Raw genomic sequence first — 18,396 nt, 5'->3', positions numbered from 1 at the left:
TCTGCGCTTTTGTTCACATATATCAGAGTTAGTCAGTAGTGAATTGGGGGCGTATTAGGAGGGACTCGGCTTCTCATTCGTGCCCTTTCGGCTTAAGGCTTGGTGCGCTCAGCCGCCAACGCGTAAAGGCCTGCTATTCGCTCGAGCTTGCCTATAAAGATTACGAGTAGAAGCGAGCCGATTAGGATTCCCAAGCTGCCGGTATAAACAAACAGGCGTGCATGTGACAGTTCCGGCCAAATGCTGGCCTTGGCGGCTGTATCAAGAAGATTGATAAGGCCAAATGCGATAGCGCTAGTGATCGTGGCCAAGCCCGCTCGCCGGCCTAGCACTTTGACTTCCAGCTCCAAGTGCTTGGAGCGCTCCCGCAGTTCTTGATGGTCGCATTCCTGAAGGTCGTCTAGGATTGCCCGTTCGTTGGCCGCAGCAGCATCGATGCGTTCTGCCATGGGCCGATAGCCCGCTTTGATTGCCCGATAGGCTTCAACAAGCTGGGAGGCGCCCCAAATGACCACGATGAGCACCATTGCCACAATGATCCAAAACAGGAGGAACTTCGCGGTTTCCAAGCTCATCCAGCCGTAGCTGCTTAAGCCCCAGAGCGCGAAGGTCAGCAGACCAAGAACTATCAGACCAATAAAGGACCAGTTCTCAATCCAATCAAACTTACTGACAATCTTGGGGCGCTTGGTGCGCTCCAACATTTCAAACGTGCTCGGGATGGGGCGTTTGATTGATTCGTCCATGAGTATCTTGAGTGTGAAGAATTGCCTTGTTTAGAGGATTTCAATCTCACCAGCTGCGACCGCCATTTCCTTAGGTTACGTGCTGATTGCCTCTCAGACATGCTACGGAGCGGTCACAACGGCGTGTGTAGTGCGCTTGCGTCCGACCCGCGGAGTCGGAGCGGTATCTAACAGCAGTTGAGAGAGGGCGGGCAGGTTCAGCCCGAAGTCCAACGTTGAGAGTCCCGGGGTGGTGGGGCCGGGTCCATGAAGCTTCTCGCGCACGGTGAAGTCACGGCTATACGTTGAGTGGTGCTCGTCGTCGAGCTCGTGACCAACGAGTTGAGCACGCAGCTCCGATGGCACGCCAGCGCCTTGAAGTGATTGGATGACCGTCTTTCTCAGCGAGTGGAAGCCTCGCTTGCCTGCGGGCCAGTTCTTTCCCACCTGCTCCAGGTGTCGCCCGAAGGCTTTGGTGATCCAGTTCCCTTGGCCGTTTTTCGCGTCTGCCTTGGCGGCAGGGAAAAGACGATCGGCACCAGCGGAACGAAGGCCGTCGATCCACTCTCGGAAGCCCAGCGCTAGCAAGTCCGGATGCACGGGCACGGTTCGCAGGCTGACCTCGGTTTTTACTTTCTGGTGCTCGCCTTCGTCTGAAACTCTGATGCAGAGCAGGCCGTCTTCCTCAATGATGTCCGCGACCAAGAGTTGACCCACCTCGGACGCTCTGGCGCCGGTATAGAGACCGATGACCGAAGCCCAGCGGGCCGACAGGGCCAAACCCTCGAAGGCCGCCGGAGCGAACAAGGTCTGGACTTGATGTGCGTCATAGGCCTTGAAGCCAAACTTTCGTCTGGCCCGCTTCTCCCGAATTGAATAGGAGATATGGCCGGCGGCGGGGTTGTCTCCCTTTGGGTAGTAGCCGGATGCTTGGGCCCATTCGAAGAAGCCTCCGCGACCGCCCACATACGATTGCTTGTTGGTGAGGGTAGGAGTCGAGGCGCCTTCGTCCCGCATGTGCTGATACCAGCGGGCTAGGTCCGTGCGGGTGACGGTGTGCAGCTTGGTCTTGCTCCCCAGAAACCGGACCAAAGCCTCAACGGCGGTCTTCTTAATCGTGAGGGTCTTGGGCAGCGTGCTGCCCTGAAGGCTTGCCAGCCACCCGTCCCGAGCGTCCGCCAAGGTGATGGGGGTGATCTTCGCCCTGGCTGCGGCGAAGTCACGCGGTGACAGAGGAGAGTTGACCGCATCTAGGAGAGGGTCATTAGACTCGTGCTGGGCCTGGCGGAAGAGCCGCAGGTCTTCCTCGGTGTCGATCTGCCAGCGCTCGCTCACCGTCCCGTCGGGGGCTCGGGTCCGGTGGAGGGTGAGGTCTTTCAGACCCTCCGCTTGCGTCAGTCGGGCGATCAGCTCATCGGCCTCTTTCTTCCCCAGCTTGTCCATCCGCCGATCCCTCAGCGTTGAGAAGGCTTGAGCATAGCGGGAGGCCAACACCAGCGCGCGAAGCCGGGCCTCGGACAAGTCATTAGTGCGCAGGGTGCGCTTGAGCAGGCGGCGGCCAATGAGGTGCTGGAGGTCGGCGGGAACCCGCTGACGAAACGACCAGAGCCCTGAAGAGGAACGAACCAGATGATGTGGAATGCGCATCGGGAGGTGTGTCCCGATTTGTGTCCTGCACTCGGTCGGGACCAGAAACGAAAAACCCCTGACGAGTCAGGGGCTTGCGTAAACTGGCGGAGAGAGGGGGATTCGAACCCCCGAAGCGCGGTTTAGACGCTTACACACTTTCCAGGCGTGCTCCTTCAACCACTCGGACACCTCTCCGGGACCTGAACGCGACCGTGGGCCGCTTTCAGGGCCGTGAATTCTAGCCTCCGGCGAGGCGGGCCACAAGCGAAGCCGATCACCGCCTGTATCCGGTCGGGGCCGCTTGCATGCCATGGCACAATGTCGGCATGTCCTACCTTGTCCTCGCCCGCAAGTGGCGCCCCAAGCGTTTTGCCGAACTGGTGGGCCAGGAACACGTGGTCCGCGCGCTCACCAACGCGCTGGATTCCGGCCGGGTGCACCACGCCTTCCTGTTCACCGGCACCCGTGGCGTCGGCAAGACCACGATCGCGCGCATCTTCGCCAAATCGCTGAACTGCGAGAAGGGCACCAGCGCCGATCCCTGCGGCCAGTGCGCCGCCTGCCTGGACATCGATGCCGGGCGCTATATCGACTTGCTGGAGATCGACGCCGCGTCGAACACCGGCGTGGACGACGTGCGCGAGGTGATCGAGAACGCGCAATACATGCCGTCGCGAGGCAAGTTCAAGGTCTACCTGATCGACGAAGTCCACATGCTCTCGAAGGCGGCGTTCAACGCGCTGCTGAAGACGCTCGAGGAGCCACCGGAGCACGTCAAGTTCCTGCTCGCCACCACCGACCCGCAGAAGCTGCCGGTGACGGTGTTGTCGCGCTGCCTGCAGTTCAACCTCAAGCGGCTGGACGAAGAGCAGATCCGTGGCCAGATAACGAAGATCCTCGGCGCCGAGCAGATCGAAGCCGACACCGGGGCGATCGCCCAGCTCGCGCGCGCGGCCGATGGCTCGCTGCGTGATGGCTTGTCGCTGCTCGACCAGGCCATCGCCTATGCAGGCGGCGCGCTGCACGACGACGGGGTGCGGACGATGCTGGGCACGGTGGACCGCACCCAGGTCAACGCGATGCTCGTTGCGCTGGCCGAGGGCGATGGCGAAACGCTGCTGCAGGTGATCGCCGGCTTGGCTGAGTTCTCGCCAGACTGGGCTGGCGTGCTGGATGCGGTGGCCGAAGCGCTGCACCGGATCCAGGTGCGCCAGCTAGTGCCTTCCGCGGCTGTCGAGGCCGAGGGCGTCGACGTGGAGTCCTTCGCCGGACAGCTGCGGCCGGAAGTGGTACAGCTCTGGTACCAGATGGCGATCAATGGCCGGCGCGACCTGCATCTGGCGCCAAGCGGGCGCGCGGGCTTCGAGATGAGCCTGCTCCGCATGCTGGCGTTCCGTCCCGCCCAGAGCGGCGAGATGCGCGGCGAAGGCAAATCGGTGCCGGTGACCGTGGAAGCGGGCGGAGCGGTGGCCTCGGCAGCGCCTGCCAAGCCGGTGCGCACGGCGGAACCGGTCCGCCAGGAAGTACCGGCCCCGGTCGCGCCCGCGCGCACCGAGATCGTTACCGCGCCACCGCCGCAGGCGTTGGCTGACGACCCACCCTGGGCGCCGGTGTCCGTATCCGCGTCGCCAGCGCCGCCGCTCCCGGCCACCACCCCGATACCCGCCGACATCGGCATCATCGACGCCGAAACCTGGCTGCATTTCGCCAGCACCTGTGGCCTGAAAGGCGTCGGCAAGCAGTTGGTCGAAAACGTCGCGTTCTCCGGCTACGCCCAGGGCACGCTGACGTTGGCGCTGGACAGCGGTTTCGACTACCTGCGTTCGGAGCGCACGCTGGGCGAACTGGCGGCCGCGATCGCGGACCGTTACGGGGTCGCGCCGCGGCTCGCCTTCGCGTCCTCCCACGGCGCGGCCGAGGCCGAAACGCTTAAGGAGCGCAGCCACCGGCAGCGCGACGAGCGCCAGAGCGTGGCCGAGGAAACCTTCATGAACCATCCGGACGTCCAGCGCCTGGTGCAGCAGCACGGCGCCCGGCTCGTCCCGGATTCCATCCGTCCTTACGAAGAGTGATCACGACATGCGTGGAAACATCGCCCAACTGATGCAGCAGGCGCAGAAGATGCAGGAAAACCTGCAGCGCGCCCAGGAAGAATTGGCCAAGCTGGAAGTCACCGGCAACGCCGGCGCCGGCATGGTCAGCGTGACGCTGACCGGCGCCAAGGAGTGCCGCAAGGTGCGCATCGATCCGTCGGTGCTGTCCGATGCTGAGATGCTGGAGGATCTGATCGCAGCCGCATTCAATGACGCGTCGAACAAGGTCGACGCCGAGTCGAAGTCGCGGATGGGTGCGGCCACGGCCGGCATGCCGATGCCGCCGGGCATGAAGCTGCCGTTCTGACGCGCACCGGTCCGACGCCCGCATCAATGGCGGGCGCGGGTCGGGGATGACGATGTCCAGTCCGCTGCTCGAACAGCTCATCGAATCGCTACGCGTGCTGCCCGGTGTCGGGCAGAAGACCGCGCAGCGGATGGCGTACCACCTGCTCGATCGCGAGCGGGACGGTGGCAAACGCTTGGCGGCAGTGCTCGCCGATGCGCTCGACCGCATCGGTCACTGCGCGCAGTGCCGCGACTTCACCGAAGGCACGCTCTGTGGGATATGCGCGAGCGGCAGCCGTGATCGCCACCAGCTCTGCGTGGTGGAGTCGCCGTCGGACCGCTTGGCGATAGAACAGGCCACCGGGTACCGCGGGGTCTACTTCGTCCTGCATGGCAGGCTCTCGCCGCTGGACGGCATCGGCCCGCGCGAGCTCGGGCTGGATGCGCTGACCAGCCGCCTGGGGGCGGGAGAGGTGGGTGAGATGATCATCGCCACCAATCCCACGGTCGAGGGCGAGGCCACCGCGCATTACCTCGCCCAGCTGGCGCGCCAGCAAGGTGTGCGACCCAGCCGGCTGGCGCACGGCGTACCGCTGGGGGGCGAGTTGGAATACGTCGATCGCGGCACGCTTGCGCACGCGTTCGGCGGCCGCAGCGAAATGATCTGATACCGCCCACGAGGACGCGCACCCCATGACCGACACGATCTTCGCCCGCATCATCCGTCGCGAGATTCCCGCCACCATCGTCTATGAGGATGACGACGTGCTGGGCTTCAAGGACATCGCACCGCAAGCGCCGGTGCATGTGCTCTTCATCCCCAAGCACGAAGCCATTCCGACACTCGATGACGTGCGCCCGGAACAGGCCGTGCTGGTCGGCAAGCTGGTGCTGGCGGCGGCGGAGTATGCGCGCCGGGAAGGATTCGCCGAAGACGGCTATCGCGTGGTGATGAACTGCCGTGAGCATGCCGGTCAGACCGTCTTCCACATCCACCTGCACCTATTGGCTGGCGCGCCGCTTGGGCGTTTCGGCACGCCAGGTTGACTGGCGCACAGAGTCCCCAGAAAAAAGCCGCCCATCGGGCGGCTTTTTCGTCATGTGGCGGGCGATGGTCACCACCAGCCCCAACGGCCCCAACGCGGACCCCAGAAGGGGTCGTAGTACGGGTAAGGGCGCACCTCGACTTCGCGTACTTCCGGCCACAGGTAAACCACCTCGGCAGCGACGCGCGGCAACTGGTAGTCGTAGTCACCGATGCGCGTGCTTTCGTAACCATCGATCTTGCCGACGAAGGTCACCTCCCGGCCCTCGGCGAACACGGCGGGATCGTAGAAGCCGGCGCGGCAGGCGATGAAGCGGCCGTCGGTGGCGTCCGGTGCGCTGGAAAGCGGGCGACCCGTGCCGGACAGTGGGCGGGAGACCAGCTGGAAGCACGTGCTGTTCTCCGCGGGCGTGGTGCTGATGATGCGCCCCCCCCAACGGACGGATGCGCCCACCTGTGGCGTGGCAACGGAGTCGCGCGGATTGACGGGAGTGAAGCTGCCCTGCAGCGGTTGGGGCGCGGTGGCGCAGGCCGACAACAGGACGGCGGTGGAAGCGGCGAGGACAGCGAAGCGAAGATTCATGGCCAGTCTCCAGTGGGTCACGGGCGGTGCCGGCGCAGGTCTTCGATCAATGCGCGGTGATCCCCCTCATCTGGAGCGTAGCGCGCTGCGGCGAAACGCCGGCTGAGCGAAAACAGCAGGTTCGCGCCCTGCGGGCGCCGAGCAGCGACCCGGCGCACCCACTCCGAGGCGGTTTCGTGCGGTTCGCGGGCCAATCCGAAACGCGCGTAGCGCCGACCCAGCTGACGCCAGGCGCGCAGCAGTGGATCGCGTTCGCGCTCGGCACGCGCCAGCCACCAAGCCATCCAGCCGAGCGTACCGAGCGCCGCGAGGCCGAACAGCAGGCCCAGCCCTGTGCTGCCGAGCCCGTTCGCACCCAGTCGCTCCAGCAGCTGCGCCTGCCGGCGGGCGTCGAAACCGAGGACAAGGTCGTTCCAGCCACGCCGGAGCCAGTCGCTGACACTGCCGAAACCTCCCAGTGTGAGTCGCCCGGCTTCCACGCCTTCGCCCAACTGATCCTCTAGCGTGTCGTAGATGCGTTCGGGTGCGACGGCGGCGGTGGGGTCGACGCGGACCCAGCCCCGCTCGGGCAGCCACACTTCTGCCCAGGCATGAGCATCCATCTGCCGAATTACCCAGTAACCGCCCAGACGGTTGTAGACGCCGCCCGTGTACCCGGTCACTACGCGAGCGGGTATGCCTGCGGCGCGCATCAGGAAGACGAACGAAGAACTGAAGTGTTCGCAGTAGCCCTGTTTCTGATCGAACAGGAACTCGTCCACGGCATTCCTACCAGGCAAAGGCGTGTCCAGCGTGTAAGCGAATTCCTCGCGGATCCACCCCAGTGCACGCTGCACGACCGCGCGATCGTCGTCGCCGGCATCCTGCCGCCATTGCATCGCCAGTCGTCGTGTCCGCGGATTGAACCCGTTGGGCAGTTGCAAAGCCTGCTGGCGCAGCAGCATCGGCAATCTCGATTCGAAGCGAGCCGGTGTCGAGGACTGCATGCGCCAACGCGTGAGTGCGTTCAGCGGCGTGCGCACGGTCATCGCGTAATCGTTCGCCAGGTGAGCGCCCTCCGGCGCTGACGTGGGCAGGTCCAAGGCGACCAGCTGTCGGCGATCGGTGGGCTCGACTTCAAGCTGGTAATCCCAGCGAGCGGGGCTTCGCGAGGTCTGCGCGGGCGGTAGTCCGCGTAACCAGGGTGCCTGCGTCCATGTGCGTCCGTCGTAGTTCCACAGTACGGGTCCGCGCCAATACATCTGACCCGGCGCGGGCGTGGCACCAAAGAACTGCACGCGCAACGCCGGATCTTCATCGGCCATGAGGTCCAGCCAGCCTCCTGGCGACATGTCCTCGCCGAGGCCGGGTTTGGCGAGCGCGCGCTCGGGAACACCCCACAGGGGCGAGGCGAGACGAGGGAATAGCCAGAAGGCCGCCAGCACCAGCGGAAGACCGATCAGTACCAGCCGCCCTACCAGCGCCAGGCGCGGCAGCACGGTCGGCGAACCCGCCGTGGCGCGGGCCTCGACGTCGGCCAGTCGCTGCAGCGCGATGAGGCCGGCGCACAGGCCGAGCAGCCCCAGCAACATCGTCAACGGCCCCTGATCGAGCAGGAATGCTGCGAATGGGGCGAAGAACGCGAAACCGAGCAGGCTGCGGTTGTCGCGCAGCCCCTGCGTTTCGGTTGGCTTCAGGGCGAGCATTGCTGCCAGCAACGCGCATCCCGTGTCGCGCCCGAACCTCAGGCCGGTGGAGTAGAGAACGGCAGCGAGCATCGCCAGCGCCAGCAGGATGCGAAGCCAAGCCGGCAACGGACGCCACCAGGACGCGACGCCCAGCACGACGCCGACAGCACCGAGTGCCAGTGCCAACGACAGGGGCAGCTGAAATAGCAGCGCGAGCAGGCAAAGCGCGGCGCTGCCCAACGCCCACAGGCGGCTGGAACGGTCGGGGATGGGAGCGTCAGGCTTAGCGGTCGGCATACGGCATCAGCGCGAGCGCGCGCAGGCACAGATGGCGGTGCAGGGCGCCGTTCGCGGGGCCCAGGGGCGGTTGGCCCGGGAGAGTGAGCCGATAGCGTCGTCCCTCGCGTTCGCCGAGTTCCACCCAGTGCGCCAGGCGCCGAATACGCTCTTCGTGCGCGAGGGTGCCCAGCGCATCCCAGTCCAGCCGGACTTCCACCCCGACGGGTTGTTCGTATTCGCGCACCAACAGCACGTCGCGCCGCGCGGACGGCTTCCATGCGATCGTGCGCGGGGCATCGCCGGGGCGATAGCCGCGTAGGTGATGGACGTCGTCACCGGCCGGATCGAGCTTCGCACGCTGGCCGGTGCGCCCCCCCTCCGGTAACGGGGGGCCGTGTACTTCGACTGCCGGATAGACGAGCAGCGGCGGCGGCCAGACCCACGACCAGGCGCGCGCCAGGCCCAGGGGCTGCGTCGTCGACACGCGGAGTCGACCGATGTCGTGCCAGCCGCGTCGTTGCGTAGGCAGTCCCAGCTCCACGACGGTGCCCTCGGCGGACATCGCAGGCGCGAAGGTGGCCGTCTCCGCGCCATCCAACCTGAGGCCCCGACGCGGGCGACCGTCGCGCGCCGACAGTGCGATGTGCAGCATGAGCGATTCACCGGCATGCACGGGGTCGGCCGATACTGCGTCCATGCGCAGGCCGGACAATTGCAGGTGGGCGAAAATAAGGCTCGCCATCGCCGTCGCGCCCAGCAACAGGGCCATCAGCAGTGCTGGGTTGTTGTTGTAGTTCAGTGCTCCCAGCGCCATGGCCAGCACGAGCGCCGCGTAGAAGAGGCCGAAGCCTGTCGGCAGCACGTAGACGCGCCGGCGGTCCAACTGCACCGGCAACACTTCCGCCGCGCGCGGACGGGCGAACTGCGCCAACCGCCGCGCCAGCGATGCGCGCAAGCCCGCCATCCTCAATCCACCGGAACCGCGTGCAGGATGGCTTTGGCCAACGCAACGGCGGAGGCGGCCTCGGCCTCCGGCACGAGGCGGTGCGTCGCGACAGCGGCGAACAGGGCCTGGACATCGTCGGGCAACACGTGCGTGCGGCCCAACAGCAGGGCATAGGCCTTGGCCGCCCTCAACAGTGCGATGCCGGCGCGTGGCGACAGGCCCACGCGCACGCCGGGGTGCTGGCGGCTACGCGTCAACAAGGCCTGGACATAGTCGATCAGCGCTTCGCTGGCATGCACGTCGCCGACCGCCTGGCGCAGCGCCATGACCTCGTCCGATGACAACAGCGGCATCGCCTGCGCGATCAGCATGCGGCGATCGGTACCCGCCAGCAGAGCCCGCTCGGATTCCGCGCTGGGATAGCCCAGTGCAAGGCGCAACAGAAAGCGGTCGAGTTGCGAGTCCGGCAGCGGGTACGTGCCGGACAGGTCGACGGGATTCTGTGTCGCGATGACGAAGAAGGGCTCGGGCAACGCATGCGTCACGCCATCCAGGGTGACCTGATGTTCGGCCATCGCCTCGAGCAGCGCGCTCTGGGTGCGGGGAGGCGCACGATTGATCTCGTCGGCGAGCAGCACGTTGGTGAAGACCGGGCCGGGATGGAAGGTGAAAGCGCGCGCCTGCGCGTCGTAGACCGACACGCCCAGCACGTCGGCCGGCAGCAGGTCCGAGGTGAACTGCACGCGCTGGAATGTCAGCCCCAATGTCGCCGCCAGGGCGTGGGCGAGGGTGGTCTTGCCGAGACCGGGCAGGTCCTCGATCAGCAGGTGGCCGTCCGACAGCAAAGCGACGAACGCCAGCCGCACTTCATGCGCCTTGCCCAGTACCAGCGAGTTGACCTGGGCCTGGGCCCGTTTGAGGGCATCGGCCAAGCCTTCGGATAGCATAGGGCGGGTGCTGGGAATGGCGGACATCGCGCTCTCGGTTCCGATCGTGGTTGTCGGGAAGTGTAGCGAGATGAGTGAAGAACAACGCGCGCAGCGATGGTTCATCGCGGCATGGACAATCGTGACGGCGGTCAAGATCGCGATCGCGGCGCGCCTCCCTTTGTTCGTGGACGAGGCCTTCTACTGGCAGGAAGGACAGCACCTGGCGGCGGCCTACTCTGACTTGCCGGGGCTGACGGCATGGTTGACGCGCCTGGGCGTCGAAATGGGTGGCCATCATGTGCTGGCGGTGCGCGCGCCCTTCTTGCTCATGGCGGCCGCGTTGCCGTGGCTGGTCGCACGCTGCGCGGCGCGCGAGTTCGGTGCGACAACGGGCTGGCGAGCCGCGACGCTGGCGACGCTGATGCCGTTGTCGGGCACCCTGGGCGTGCTCGCCCTGCCCGACGTGCCGATGGCGGTCGCCGCCGTGCTGTGCGCCGACGCCGGTGCGCGCCTGCTGAGGGGTGTCGATGCGGGGGCCGCGACCGAACTTGCGCTGGGCCTGGCGGTGGGTGCGCTGAGCCACTACCGGTTCGTGGGCGTGATCGGCGTGGGCCTGATCGCGATGCTGTGGTTGCCGGAAGGGCGGAAGGTGCTGCGCGATGCGCGTGTATGGGCGGCACTCGCCGTCGGAGCGCTCGCGTGGGTGCCATTGGCTGTCTGGAATATCGAACACGCGGATGCCGGCCTTCGTTTCCAGTTGCTGGACCGCCATCCGTGGAGCTTCCATGCCGATGGTGCGCGCTTCCTGTTGGTCCAATCCTTGATGGCAACACCGTTGCTGTTCTGGGCGATGCTGGTGGTCTGCATGCGCGCGCTGCGGGCAAGCGGTCGGGCGGAGCCTGCGTGGCGGTACTTCGCGCTCCTGGGCGCCATTTCCACCTTCGGCTTCTTCGTGCTCGGGTTCTTCGCCGACAACGAACGCGTGAGCTTTCATTGGACGTTGCCCGGCTATCTCGCACTGTTGGCCATCGTGCCATTGCTGCTTTGCGAGTGGTCGACATCGTTTCGCCGGGCGACCTGGGCACTGACCGCCATAGGTACCGTGCTGATGCTGGGCTACTACGTCGCTGTTTCGCTGCCAGGCGTGCGCACGCACCTTGCCGGCAGCAAGTATTACCCGGAGAACTTCACCGGTTGGGACACGCTGGCGGCCGAGGTGCGCACGGCGCAGGCGCGAATGCCCGTGGATGCCGTGCTGCTGGCCGACAATTTCAAGACCGGCGCGGAACTGGGATTCGCACTGGGGAACGCCGACATCCGCGTGCTCGATCATCCCTTGAACCGGAAACATGGCCGCGCGCCCCAACTCGCAGTATGGGGTCTGCACGATTCAGGTCAGCGGAGCGCGCCAGCGCTGTTGGTCGTCGGCGCGACCGACGTGAAGTTCAGTGCGTTGCTCGCGCACTACCAGCAGCTGTGCGGCGTCGTCGGCGCACTGCCGGCCGGTCAGGTGGTGAACATCGACCGGGGTGCACGCCGATTCCTGTTGATCGCTTTGCCCGCTGCACGCGGCGACGGCGCATGCATCACGCCGGTGGTGGCCAACATCGATGTGCCTTCGGCGGGGAGCACGGTGGACCGACGCTTTGGCGTGGGTGGCTGGGCGGTGAAGGATGTCGTGGGCGTTGCGAAGGTGGAAATCACCTTGGACGGCCGGGTGGTGGCCGTTGCGGAAGATGCCGGGGCGAACGAGTGGTTGCGTGGCTTTCTCAAGAACGCGTCGCGGGACCCGCGCATGCCACGCGTACAGTTCAAGGCCGAGGTCGATGCCCGTCACCTGCCGCCCGGTCGGCACTGGCTGGGTCTGCGCATCACCGGGGGCGACGGCAGTGTCGAGACGTGGGCGGAGCAGTCGGTCGTGCTGCGCTGAGGCCGGTCAGGGCAGCTCGAAGCCGGCCTCGCGCAGCATCCGCGACACCGCGATCAGCGGCAGGCCCACGAGGGCGGTGGGGTCGCTCGATTCGATGGCATCGAACAGGGCGATGCCCAGGCCCTCGGACTTGAAGCTGCCCGCGCAGTCGAAGGGCTGCTCGGCGTCCACATAGCGCTCGATCTCGGCCAGAGCGAGGGAGCGGAAGCGGACCGTCGTGATGTCCTGGACCGTCAGTGCCTCGTCGTCGCGGACCAGCGCTACCGCGGTATGGAAGCGGACCTGGCGCCCGGCCATGGCCGATAATTGGGCGATGGCGGCCTCGCGGTGGCCCGGCTTGCCCAGGGGGGCGCCGTCGAGTTCCGCCGCCTGGTCGGATCCCAGGACCCATGCGCCAGGGTGCTGGGCGGCAATCGCGGCGGCCTTGGCGTGGGCCAGGCGGGCCGCCATGGCTGGCACGGTCTCCCCGTCCTGCGGCGTCTCGTCCACCTCGGGACGGGCGATGTGGAACGGCAGGCGCAGGCGCTCCAGCAGCTCGCGGCGGTAACGGGACGTGGAGGCGAGCAGCAAGGGCATGGGGCGAGGACCGGCAGGGGGAGCGGGGCGGGGGAGTCTGACGGCCAGCTACGCCGGCGGCAAGCATCCTCGTCCAGCGGGGTGGTTTGACAGTTCAGGGTTTGATCCTTAACATTCAGCGGCTTATGTCCGCGAATACGCCCGAGCTGTTGGATGCGTGGCGCATGGTCGCGAACCGGCGCAGCTTCGAAGGCCGCCTGCCGTTGTCCGCCATGACGCGCCTGCAAGGCCTTCTGGCCGATACCGAAGGCGAAGTGCGCTACACGGTGGAGTTCGACCACGATGCATTGCGGGTCCCGTACCTGGAACTGCAGATCGAGGCCGGCCTGCCGTTGGTGTGCCAGCGTAGCCTGCAGCGTTTCGTGCTGCCGGTGACACTGAAGCAACGGTTGGGTCTGGTACGCAGCGAAGAGGAAGAAGCTGCGCTGCCACCCGACTACGAAGCGCTGCTGGTGCCCGAAGACGGCATGCTGCGCCCCGCCGAACTGGTGGAGGACGAACTGGTCCTCGCCGTGCCGGTGGTGGCGGTGGACCCGGCGTCCGACGCGGTGGAACGCGAATGGGCGGCGGACGAAGAAGAGGTGGCGAAGGTCAGTCCGTTCGCGGCGCTGGCCTCGCTGAAGAAGAACTAGCCGCTACGGCGGTCTGGCAACACGAACCGCAAGGTTCACCAACAGATACGAGAGCTGGAGCAATCCCATGGCTGTGCAGAAATCCCGCGTCACCCCGTCCCGTCGTGGCCAGCGTCGTTCGCACGACGCGCTGACCGCCAAGCAGCTGTCCACCGACCCGACCACGGGCGAGACGCACCTGCGCCACCACGTGACCGCCGACGGCTACTACCGCGGCAAGAAGGTCATCGCCACCAAGACCTCGGCGGTCGAGGAAGATTGATCCATGCAGCGCGCCCGCCGATCGGCCGGGCGCGCCTTCCGCATGATCGATGACAACCTGGGCCCGCTGTCGGGCCGGCAATGGGAGCGTGCATGAGCGAGCCGGGCAACAAGGGGCGCATTTACGCGCGCATCGCCGGAACGGGCAGCTATTTGCCCGAGAAAGTGCTGACCAACGAAGACCTGTCGAAGTTGGTCGACACCAGCGATGAGTGGATCCAGTCCCGCACCGGCATCCGCGAACGCCACATCGCCGCCGAAGGCGAAACCGCCGGTGACCTGGGTTATCAGGCCGCGCTGCGTGCGCTCGAAGCCGCCGGCGTGGATGCCTCCGAGGTCGACCTGATCGTCGTCGGCACCACGACGCCCGACCTGATCTTTCCCTCTACCGCCTGCTTGATCCAGGCGCGCCTCGGCGCGACCGGCTGCGCGGCGATGGACGTCAATGCCGCCTGCTCGGGCTTCATCTACGCGCTCAGCGTGGCGGAGAAGTTCATCCGCTGCGGCGACGCGAAGACCGCGCTCGTCATCGGCACCGAAACACTTAGCCGCATCGTCGACTGGACCGAGCGCACCACGTGCGTGCTGTTCGGCGATGGCGCTGGCGCCGCCGTGCTCAAGGCCGACAACGAAACCGGCATCCTCAGCACCCATCTGCATGCCGATGGCAGCAAGAAGGAGCTGCTGTGGAATCCGGTCGGCGTGTCCACCGGCTTCAAGGCGGACGAGCCGAACAACGGCATCCGTATCGAGATGAAGGGCAACGACGTCTTCAAGTACGCCGTGAAGGCGCTAGATAGCGTGGTCGACGAAACACTCAACGCCAATGGGCTCGACAAGCACGACCTCGACTGGTTGATCCCGCACCAGGCGAATCTGCGCATCATCGAAGCCACGGCCAAGCGCCTGGACATGTCGATGGACCAGGTGATCGTCACGGTCGACAAGCACGGCAACACCTCGTCGGGTTCGGTGCCGCTGGCGCTGGATACGGCGGTCCGCTCCGGTCGCGTCGAGCGTGGCCAGTTGCTGCTGCTGGAAGCTTTCGGTGGCGGTTTCACCTGGGGCTCGGTGCTGCTGCGCTACTAAGCTGCGCACTGGGACACGCCGCATGACGAAAGACGACGCTTCGCAGCGTCGTCTTTCGCGTTTCTGGCGGCCTGTTCTCGTGGCGTATTCACGTGATCTTCTTGCGAAGTGCCGTCGCAGGCGCATACGCCCCGGTACAGACAATCCGGCGGGTTCGCCCGTATCATCGCCGCCTGATTTTTCACGCAGGGTGTCCGAGTGGCCTCCACGCAACTCGCTTTCGTCTTCCCGGGCCAGGGCTCGCAATCGGTCGGCATGCTGGCCGAGCTCTCGGAGCTGTACCCGATCGTGCGCGAGACGTTCGCCGAAGCGTCGGAAGGTGCGGGCGTGGACCTCTGGGCGTTGTCCCAGGGCGGTCCCGAGGAAATGCTCAATCGCACCGAATACACGCAGCCCGCGCTGCTCGCCGCCGGCATCGCGGTGTGGCGTGCGTGGCAGCAGCAGGGTGGCGCGCAGCCCGCGCACCTGGCGGGCCACAGCCTGGGCGAGTACACGGCGCTGGTCGCCTCGGGTGCGCTCTCGCTGAAGGATGGCGCCCATCTGGTTCGTCTTCGTGGCCAGCTGATGCAGGACGCCGCGCCGGCGGGCGTAGGCGCGATGGCGGCGGTGTTGGGTGCGGAAGATGCGCTGGTCGCCGAAGTCTGCGCGTTGGCATCGGACAGCAAGGTGGTTGTGCCCGCGAACTACAACTCGCCCGGCCAGATCGTGATCGGTGGCGACAGCGATGCGGTTGAGCGCGCGATCGCGCTGCTCACCGAGCGCGGTATCCGCAAGGTCGTGAAGCTGGCCGTCAGCGTTCCCTCGCATACGACGCTGATGCGCGAAGCCGCGAATCGCCTGGCCGAAGTGATGGCGGGCCTGTCGTGGCATGCACCGTCGCTGCCGGTGGTGCAGAACGTCGATGCGAAGGTGCACGACGGGGTTGATGCGATCCGCGACGCACTGGTGCGTCAGCTCTATCTTCCCGTGCGCTGGACCGACTGCGTGCAGGCGCTGGCATCCGAGGGCGTCACGCGCATCGCCGAATGCGGTCCCGGCAAAGTGCTTGCCGGCCTGGTCAAGCGCATCGACAAGAGCCTCGACGCGCGCGCCATCGGTGGCGTCGGCGATTTCCAGGGTGCGTTGGCCGACTGGCAATCCTGATACGCAGCGACACGCGTTCCCTTATCCTGTCCGCCGCGATCGCGCGGACCCGTCCCGAGGACATCCATCATGAGCAAGCCCCTGCAGGGTGAAATCGCGCTGGTCACCGGCGCCAGCCGCGGCATCGGCGCCGCTATCGCGGACGCACTGGCCGCACAGGGCGCCACCGTCATCGGTACCGCGACCAGCGCATCGGGCGCGCAGGCCATCGGCGAGCGCCTGGCGAACGCGGGCGGACATGGCCGCGAGCTCAACGTGACCGACGCCGGCGCCGTGGATGCGCTGGTGGAGGCGATCACCAAGGAATTCGGCGGCATCTCCATCCTCGTCAACAATGCCGGCATCACCCGCGACAACCTGCTGATGCGGATGAAGGACGAGGACTGGCAGGCCATCCTCGACACCAACCTCACCAGCGTCTATCGCACGTCGAAGGCGGTGATGCGCGGCATGATGAAGGCGCGCAAGGGCCGCATCATCAACATCGCCTCGGTGATCGGCGTGACCGGCAATGCGGGCCAGGCGAACTATGCCGCGGCCAAGGCCGGCATCATCGCGTTCTCCAAATCGCTGGCGAAGGAAATCGGCAGCCGTGGCGTCACCGTCAACGTGGTGGCCCCTGGCTTCATCGCCACCGACATGACCAAGGACCTGCCGGAAGAGACCAAGAAGTCACTGGCCGAGCAGATTGCGCTGGGTCGCCTGGGCGAACCCGCGGACATCGCCAACGCCGTGGCGTTCCTGGCCGGCCCGTCCGCCGCCTACATCACCGGCGAAACCCTGCACGTCAACGGCGGCATGTACATGCCGTAGTAAAAAATAGCTGTAAGTGGTTGATTCGACGGTGGTTGCAGGCGACTGCCCCACGCCGCCGGTTTCCACTACACTATCCCCCGGTTTGCCCTCGCACAGCGACGGCAGAGTCCAACAAGTCACCCAATCTCCGTCTGGAGCGAATCCATGAGCAGCATCGAAGAACGCGTCAAGAAAATCGTCGTCGAACAACTCGGCGTTAAGGAAGAAGAAGTCACCACCAGCGCATCGTTCGTCGATGACCTGGGCGCCGACTCGCTGGACACCGTTGAGCTGGTGATGGCGCTGGAAGAAGAGTTCGAGTGCGAGATTCCGGACGAGGAAGCCGAGAAGATCACTTCGGTGCAGCAGGCCATCGACTACGTCAAGGCGCACGTCAAGGCGTAAGTCCCGCGTCTGCAGTAAACCGTGTCGGGGCCGCGCATGCGGCCCCGCGCGTATCCGGCCCCCATGCGCCTGCGTAGGGCGCGGCCGCCAAGATTTACGAGGAATCCGATATGAGCCAGCGTCGTCGCGTCGTCATCACCGGCATGGGCCTGGTGTCCCCCCTGGGCAATGACATGGCCACCAGCTGGGACGGCATCGTCAACGGGCGTTCGGGCCTGGGCCCGATCACCAGCTTCGATACCGAGGGTTACACCACGAAGATCGCGGGCGAGATCCGCGGTTTCGATCCCACGGCCTTCGTCTCTCCGAAGGACGTGAAGAAGATGGACTCGTTCATCCACTACGGACTGGCCGCGTCGTTGATGGCGATGGACGACTCCGGGCTGGAAGTGACCGAAGCCAACGCCGAGCGCATCGGCGCGATCATCGGCGCCGGCATCGGCGGCATCCTCGGCATCGAGGAAACCGCAGTGAAGCTGCACGAAGGCGGCCCGCGCAAGATTTCCCCGTTCTACATCCCCAGCACCATCATCAACATGCTGCCGGGCCACCTGAGCATCATGAAGGGGCTGAAGGGTCCCGGTTACTCGGCGGTCTCCGCCTGCGCCACCTCGAACCACTCCATCGGCATCGCCATGCGCACCATCCAGTACGGCGACGCCGACGTGATGATCGCTGGCGGCGCCGAACGCGGCTCGTCGCCGACCTCGGTGGGCGGCTTCTGCGCAATGAAGGCCATGTCCACCCGTAACGACGATCCGACGCGTGCGTCGCGTCCGTGGGACAAGGACCGCGATGGGTTCGTGCTGGGCGACGGTGCCGGCATCCTCGTGCTGGAAGAGTACGAACACGCCAAGGCGCGTGGCGCGCGCATCTATTGCGAGCTGGCCGGCTTCGGTGCCTCGCAGGACGCGTACCACATGACCGCGCCCAGCGAGAACGGCGAAGGCCCGTCGCGCTGCATGCTGTCGGCGCTGAAGGACGCAGGACTGAATGCGGACCAGGTGGAATACCTCAACGCGCACGGCACCTCCACGCCGCTGGGCGACCTGGCCGAAACACTGGCGATGAAGCGCGCGCTGGGCGACCACGCGTACAAGATCATGGTCAGCTCCACCAAGTCGATGACCGGCCACCTGCTGGGTGCGGCGGGCGGTGCGGAAGCCATCTTCTCCGTGCTGGCCATCCATCACGGCATCATCCCGCCGACCATCAACCTGGACGAGCCGGGCGAAGGCTGCGATCTCGACTACGTGCCGCACACGGCGCGCGAGAAGAAGATCGACGTGGCCGTGTCGAACGGCTTCGGTTTCGGCGGCACCAACGGCACGCTGGTGTTCAAGCGGATCTGAAGCACGGCGTCCGCGTTGCATGAGGAGCG

19 protein-coding genes and 1 tRNA gene are annotated in these 18,396 nt (G+C 66.0%); 12 read left to right on the top strand and 8 right to left on the bottom strand.

The window, feature by feature from the left end:
• Positions 1-92: 92 nt before the first annotated feature.
• The 3 genes from BM365_RS03795 to BM365_RS03785 form a co-directional block, all read right to left on the bottom strand.
• On the bottom strand, positions 93-746 hold the full coding sequence (locus BM365_RS03795; RefSeq protein WP_093486735.1) for a hypothetical protein: 654 nt from the start codon (positions 744-746) through the stop codon (positions 93-95).
• Between the two features lie 102 nt (positions 747-848).
• Positions 849-2,372, bottom strand: coding sequence for a site-specific integrase (locus BM365_RS03790; protein ID WP_093486733.1), 1,524 nt, complete (start codon positions 2,370-2,372; stop codon positions 849-851).
• Between the two features lie 84 nt (positions 2,373-2,456).
• A tRNA-Ser gene (locus BM365_RS03785) sits at positions 2,457-2,549 on the bottom strand.
• 131 nt (positions 2,550-2,680) lie between these two features.
• Between BM365_RS03785 and dnaX the strand changes: the two genes are divergently transcribed.
• Genes dnaX through BM365_RS03765 form a run of 4 tightly spaced genes read left to right on the top strand, consistent with a single transcriptional unit; the run spans position 2,681 to position 5,782 of the window.
• On the top strand, positions 2,681-4,426 hold the full coding sequence (gene dnaX / locus BM365_RS03780) for a DNA polymerase III subunit gamma/tau (protein WP_093489459.1): 1,746 nt from the start codon (positions 2,681-2,683) through the stop codon (positions 4,424-4,426).
• A 7-nt stretch (positions 4,427-4,433) separates the two neighbouring features.
• Positions 4,434-4,754 (top strand): YbaB/EbfC family nucleoid-associated protein, encoded by a 321-nt coding sequence (locus tag BM365_RS03775; RefSeq protein WP_093297077.1) that lies wholly within the window; start codon positions 4,434-4,436, stop codon positions 4,752-4,754.
• A gap of 52 nt (positions 4,755-4,806) precedes the next feature.
• On the top strand, positions 4,807-5,403 hold the full coding sequence (gene recR / locus BM365_RS03770; RefSeq protein ID WP_093489457.1) for a recombination mediator RecR: 597 nt from the start codon (positions 4,807-4,809) through the stop codon (positions 5,401-5,403).
• Between the two features lie 25 nt (positions 5,404-5,428).
• Entirely contained in the window at positions 5,429-5,782 is a 354-nt protein-coding gene (locus BM365_RS03765) for a histidine triad nucleotide-binding protein (RefSeq protein ID WP_093486731.1), read from the top strand.
• Positions 5,783-5,850: 68 nt separating this feature from the next.
• Here the strand turns inward: BM365_RS03765 and BM365_RS03760 are convergent, their stop codons facing one another.
• The 4 genes from BM365_RS03760 to BM365_RS03745 are packed head-to-tail and all read right to left on the bottom strand — an operon-like array spanning position 5,851 to position 10,229.
• On the bottom strand, positions 5,851-6,363 hold the full coding sequence (locus tag BM365_RS03760; RefSeq protein WP_093489455.1) for a Slp family lipoprotein: 513 nt from the start codon (positions 6,361-6,363) through the stop codon (positions 5,851-5,853).
• A gap of 17 nt (positions 6,364-6,380) precedes the next feature.
• Entirely contained in the window at positions 6,381-8,327 is a 1,947-nt protein-coding gene (locus tag BM365_RS03755) for a transglutaminase TgpA family protein (protein ID WP_093486729.1), read from the bottom strand.
• A complete protein-coding gene (locus tag BM365_RS03750) occupies positions 8,314-9,273 on the bottom strand; it encodes a DUF58 domain-containing protein (RefSeq protein ID WP_093486727.1) in 960 nt (319 codons plus the stop codon). The genes BM365_RS03755 and BM365_RS03750 overlap by 14 nt, the downstream gene beginning before the upstream one ends.
• Before the next feature lie 2 nt (positions 9,274-9,275).
• Entirely contained in the window at positions 9,276-10,229 is a 954-nt protein-coding gene (locus BM365_RS03745; RefSeq protein WP_233210770.1) for an AAA family ATPase, read from the bottom strand.
• Positions 10,230-10,272: 43 nt separating this feature from the next.
• Between BM365_RS03745 and BM365_RS03740 the strand changes: the two genes are divergently transcribed.
• Positions 10,273-12,114: an ArnT family glycosyltransferase gene (locus tag BM365_RS03740; RefSeq protein ID WP_093486723.1), complete on the top strand. Its 1,842-nt coding sequence runs from the start codon at positions 10,273-10,275 to the stop codon at positions 12,112-12,114.
• 6 nt (positions 12,115-12,120) lie between these two features.
• Here the strand turns inward: BM365_RS03740 and BM365_RS03735 are convergent, their stop codons facing one another.
• Positions 12,121-12,690 carry a Maf family protein gene (locus BM365_RS03735; protein ID WP_093486721.1) on the bottom strand — a complete coding sequence of 190 codons (570 nt, stop codon included), beginning with the start codon at positions 12,688-12,690 and terminating at the stop codon, positions 12,121-12,123.
• Between the two features lie 125 nt (positions 12,691-12,815).
• Here BM365_RS03735 and BM365_RS03730 point away from each other — a divergent pair, with 125 nt between their 5' ends.
• The 7 genes from BM365_RS03730 (at position 12,816) to fabF (ending at position 18,367) form a co-directional block, all read left to right on the top strand.
• The gene (locus BM365_RS03730) at positions 12,816-13,322 is read left to right on the top strand and encodes a YceD family protein (RefSeq protein WP_093486719.1); all 507 of its coding nucleotides are present in this window, start codon (positions 12,816-12,818) and stop codon (positions 13,320-13,322) included.
• Positions 13,323-13,389: 67 nt separating this feature from the next.
• Positions 13,390-13,584 carry a 50S ribosomal protein L32 gene (gene rpmF / locus BM365_RS03725; RefSeq protein WP_056880637.1) on the top strand — a complete coding sequence of 65 codons (195 nt, stop codon included), beginning with the start codon at positions 13,390-13,392 and terminating at the stop codon, positions 13,582-13,584.
• 92 nt (positions 13,585-13,676) lie between these two features.
• Positions 13,677-14,672, top strand: coding sequence for a beta-ketoacyl-ACP synthase III (locus BM365_RS03720; protein WP_093486717.1), 996 nt, complete (start codon positions 13,677-13,679; stop codon positions 14,670-14,672).
• A 198-nt stretch (positions 14,673-14,870) separates the two neighbouring features.
• A complete protein-coding gene (fabD, locus tag BM365_RS03715) occupies positions 14,871-15,815 on the top strand; it encodes an ACP S-malonyltransferase (protein ID WP_093486715.1) in 945 nt (314 codons plus the stop codon).
• Between the two features lie 69 nt (positions 15,816-15,884).
• Complete coding sequence (fabG, locus tag BM365_RS03710; protein ID WP_093486713.1) at positions 15,885-16,628, top strand: 3-oxoacyl-ACP reductase FabG; 744 nt, start codon at positions 15,885-15,887, stop codon at positions 16,626-16,628.
• A gap of 147 nt (positions 16,629-16,775) precedes the next feature.
• A complete protein-coding gene (gene acpP / locus BM365_RS03705; protein WP_014161144.1) occupies positions 16,776-17,015 on the top strand; it encodes an acyl carrier protein in 240 nt (79 codons plus the stop codon).
• Positions 17,016-17,125: 110 nt separating this feature from the next.
• A complete protein-coding gene (gene fabF, locus BM365_RS03700; protein WP_093486711.1) occupies positions 17,126-18,367 on the top strand; it encodes a beta-ketoacyl-ACP synthase II in 1,242 nt (413 codons plus the stop codon).
• Positions 18,368-18,396: the final 29 nt, after the last annotated feature.

The sequence above is a fragment of the Pseudoxanthomonas sp. YR558 genome (assembly GCF_900116385.1).
Lineage (GTDB): Bacteria > Pseudomonadota > Gammaproteobacteria > Xanthomonadales > Xanthomonadaceae > Pseudoxanthomonas_A.
This window is presented reverse-complemented; position numbering and strand designations above follow the sequence as displayed.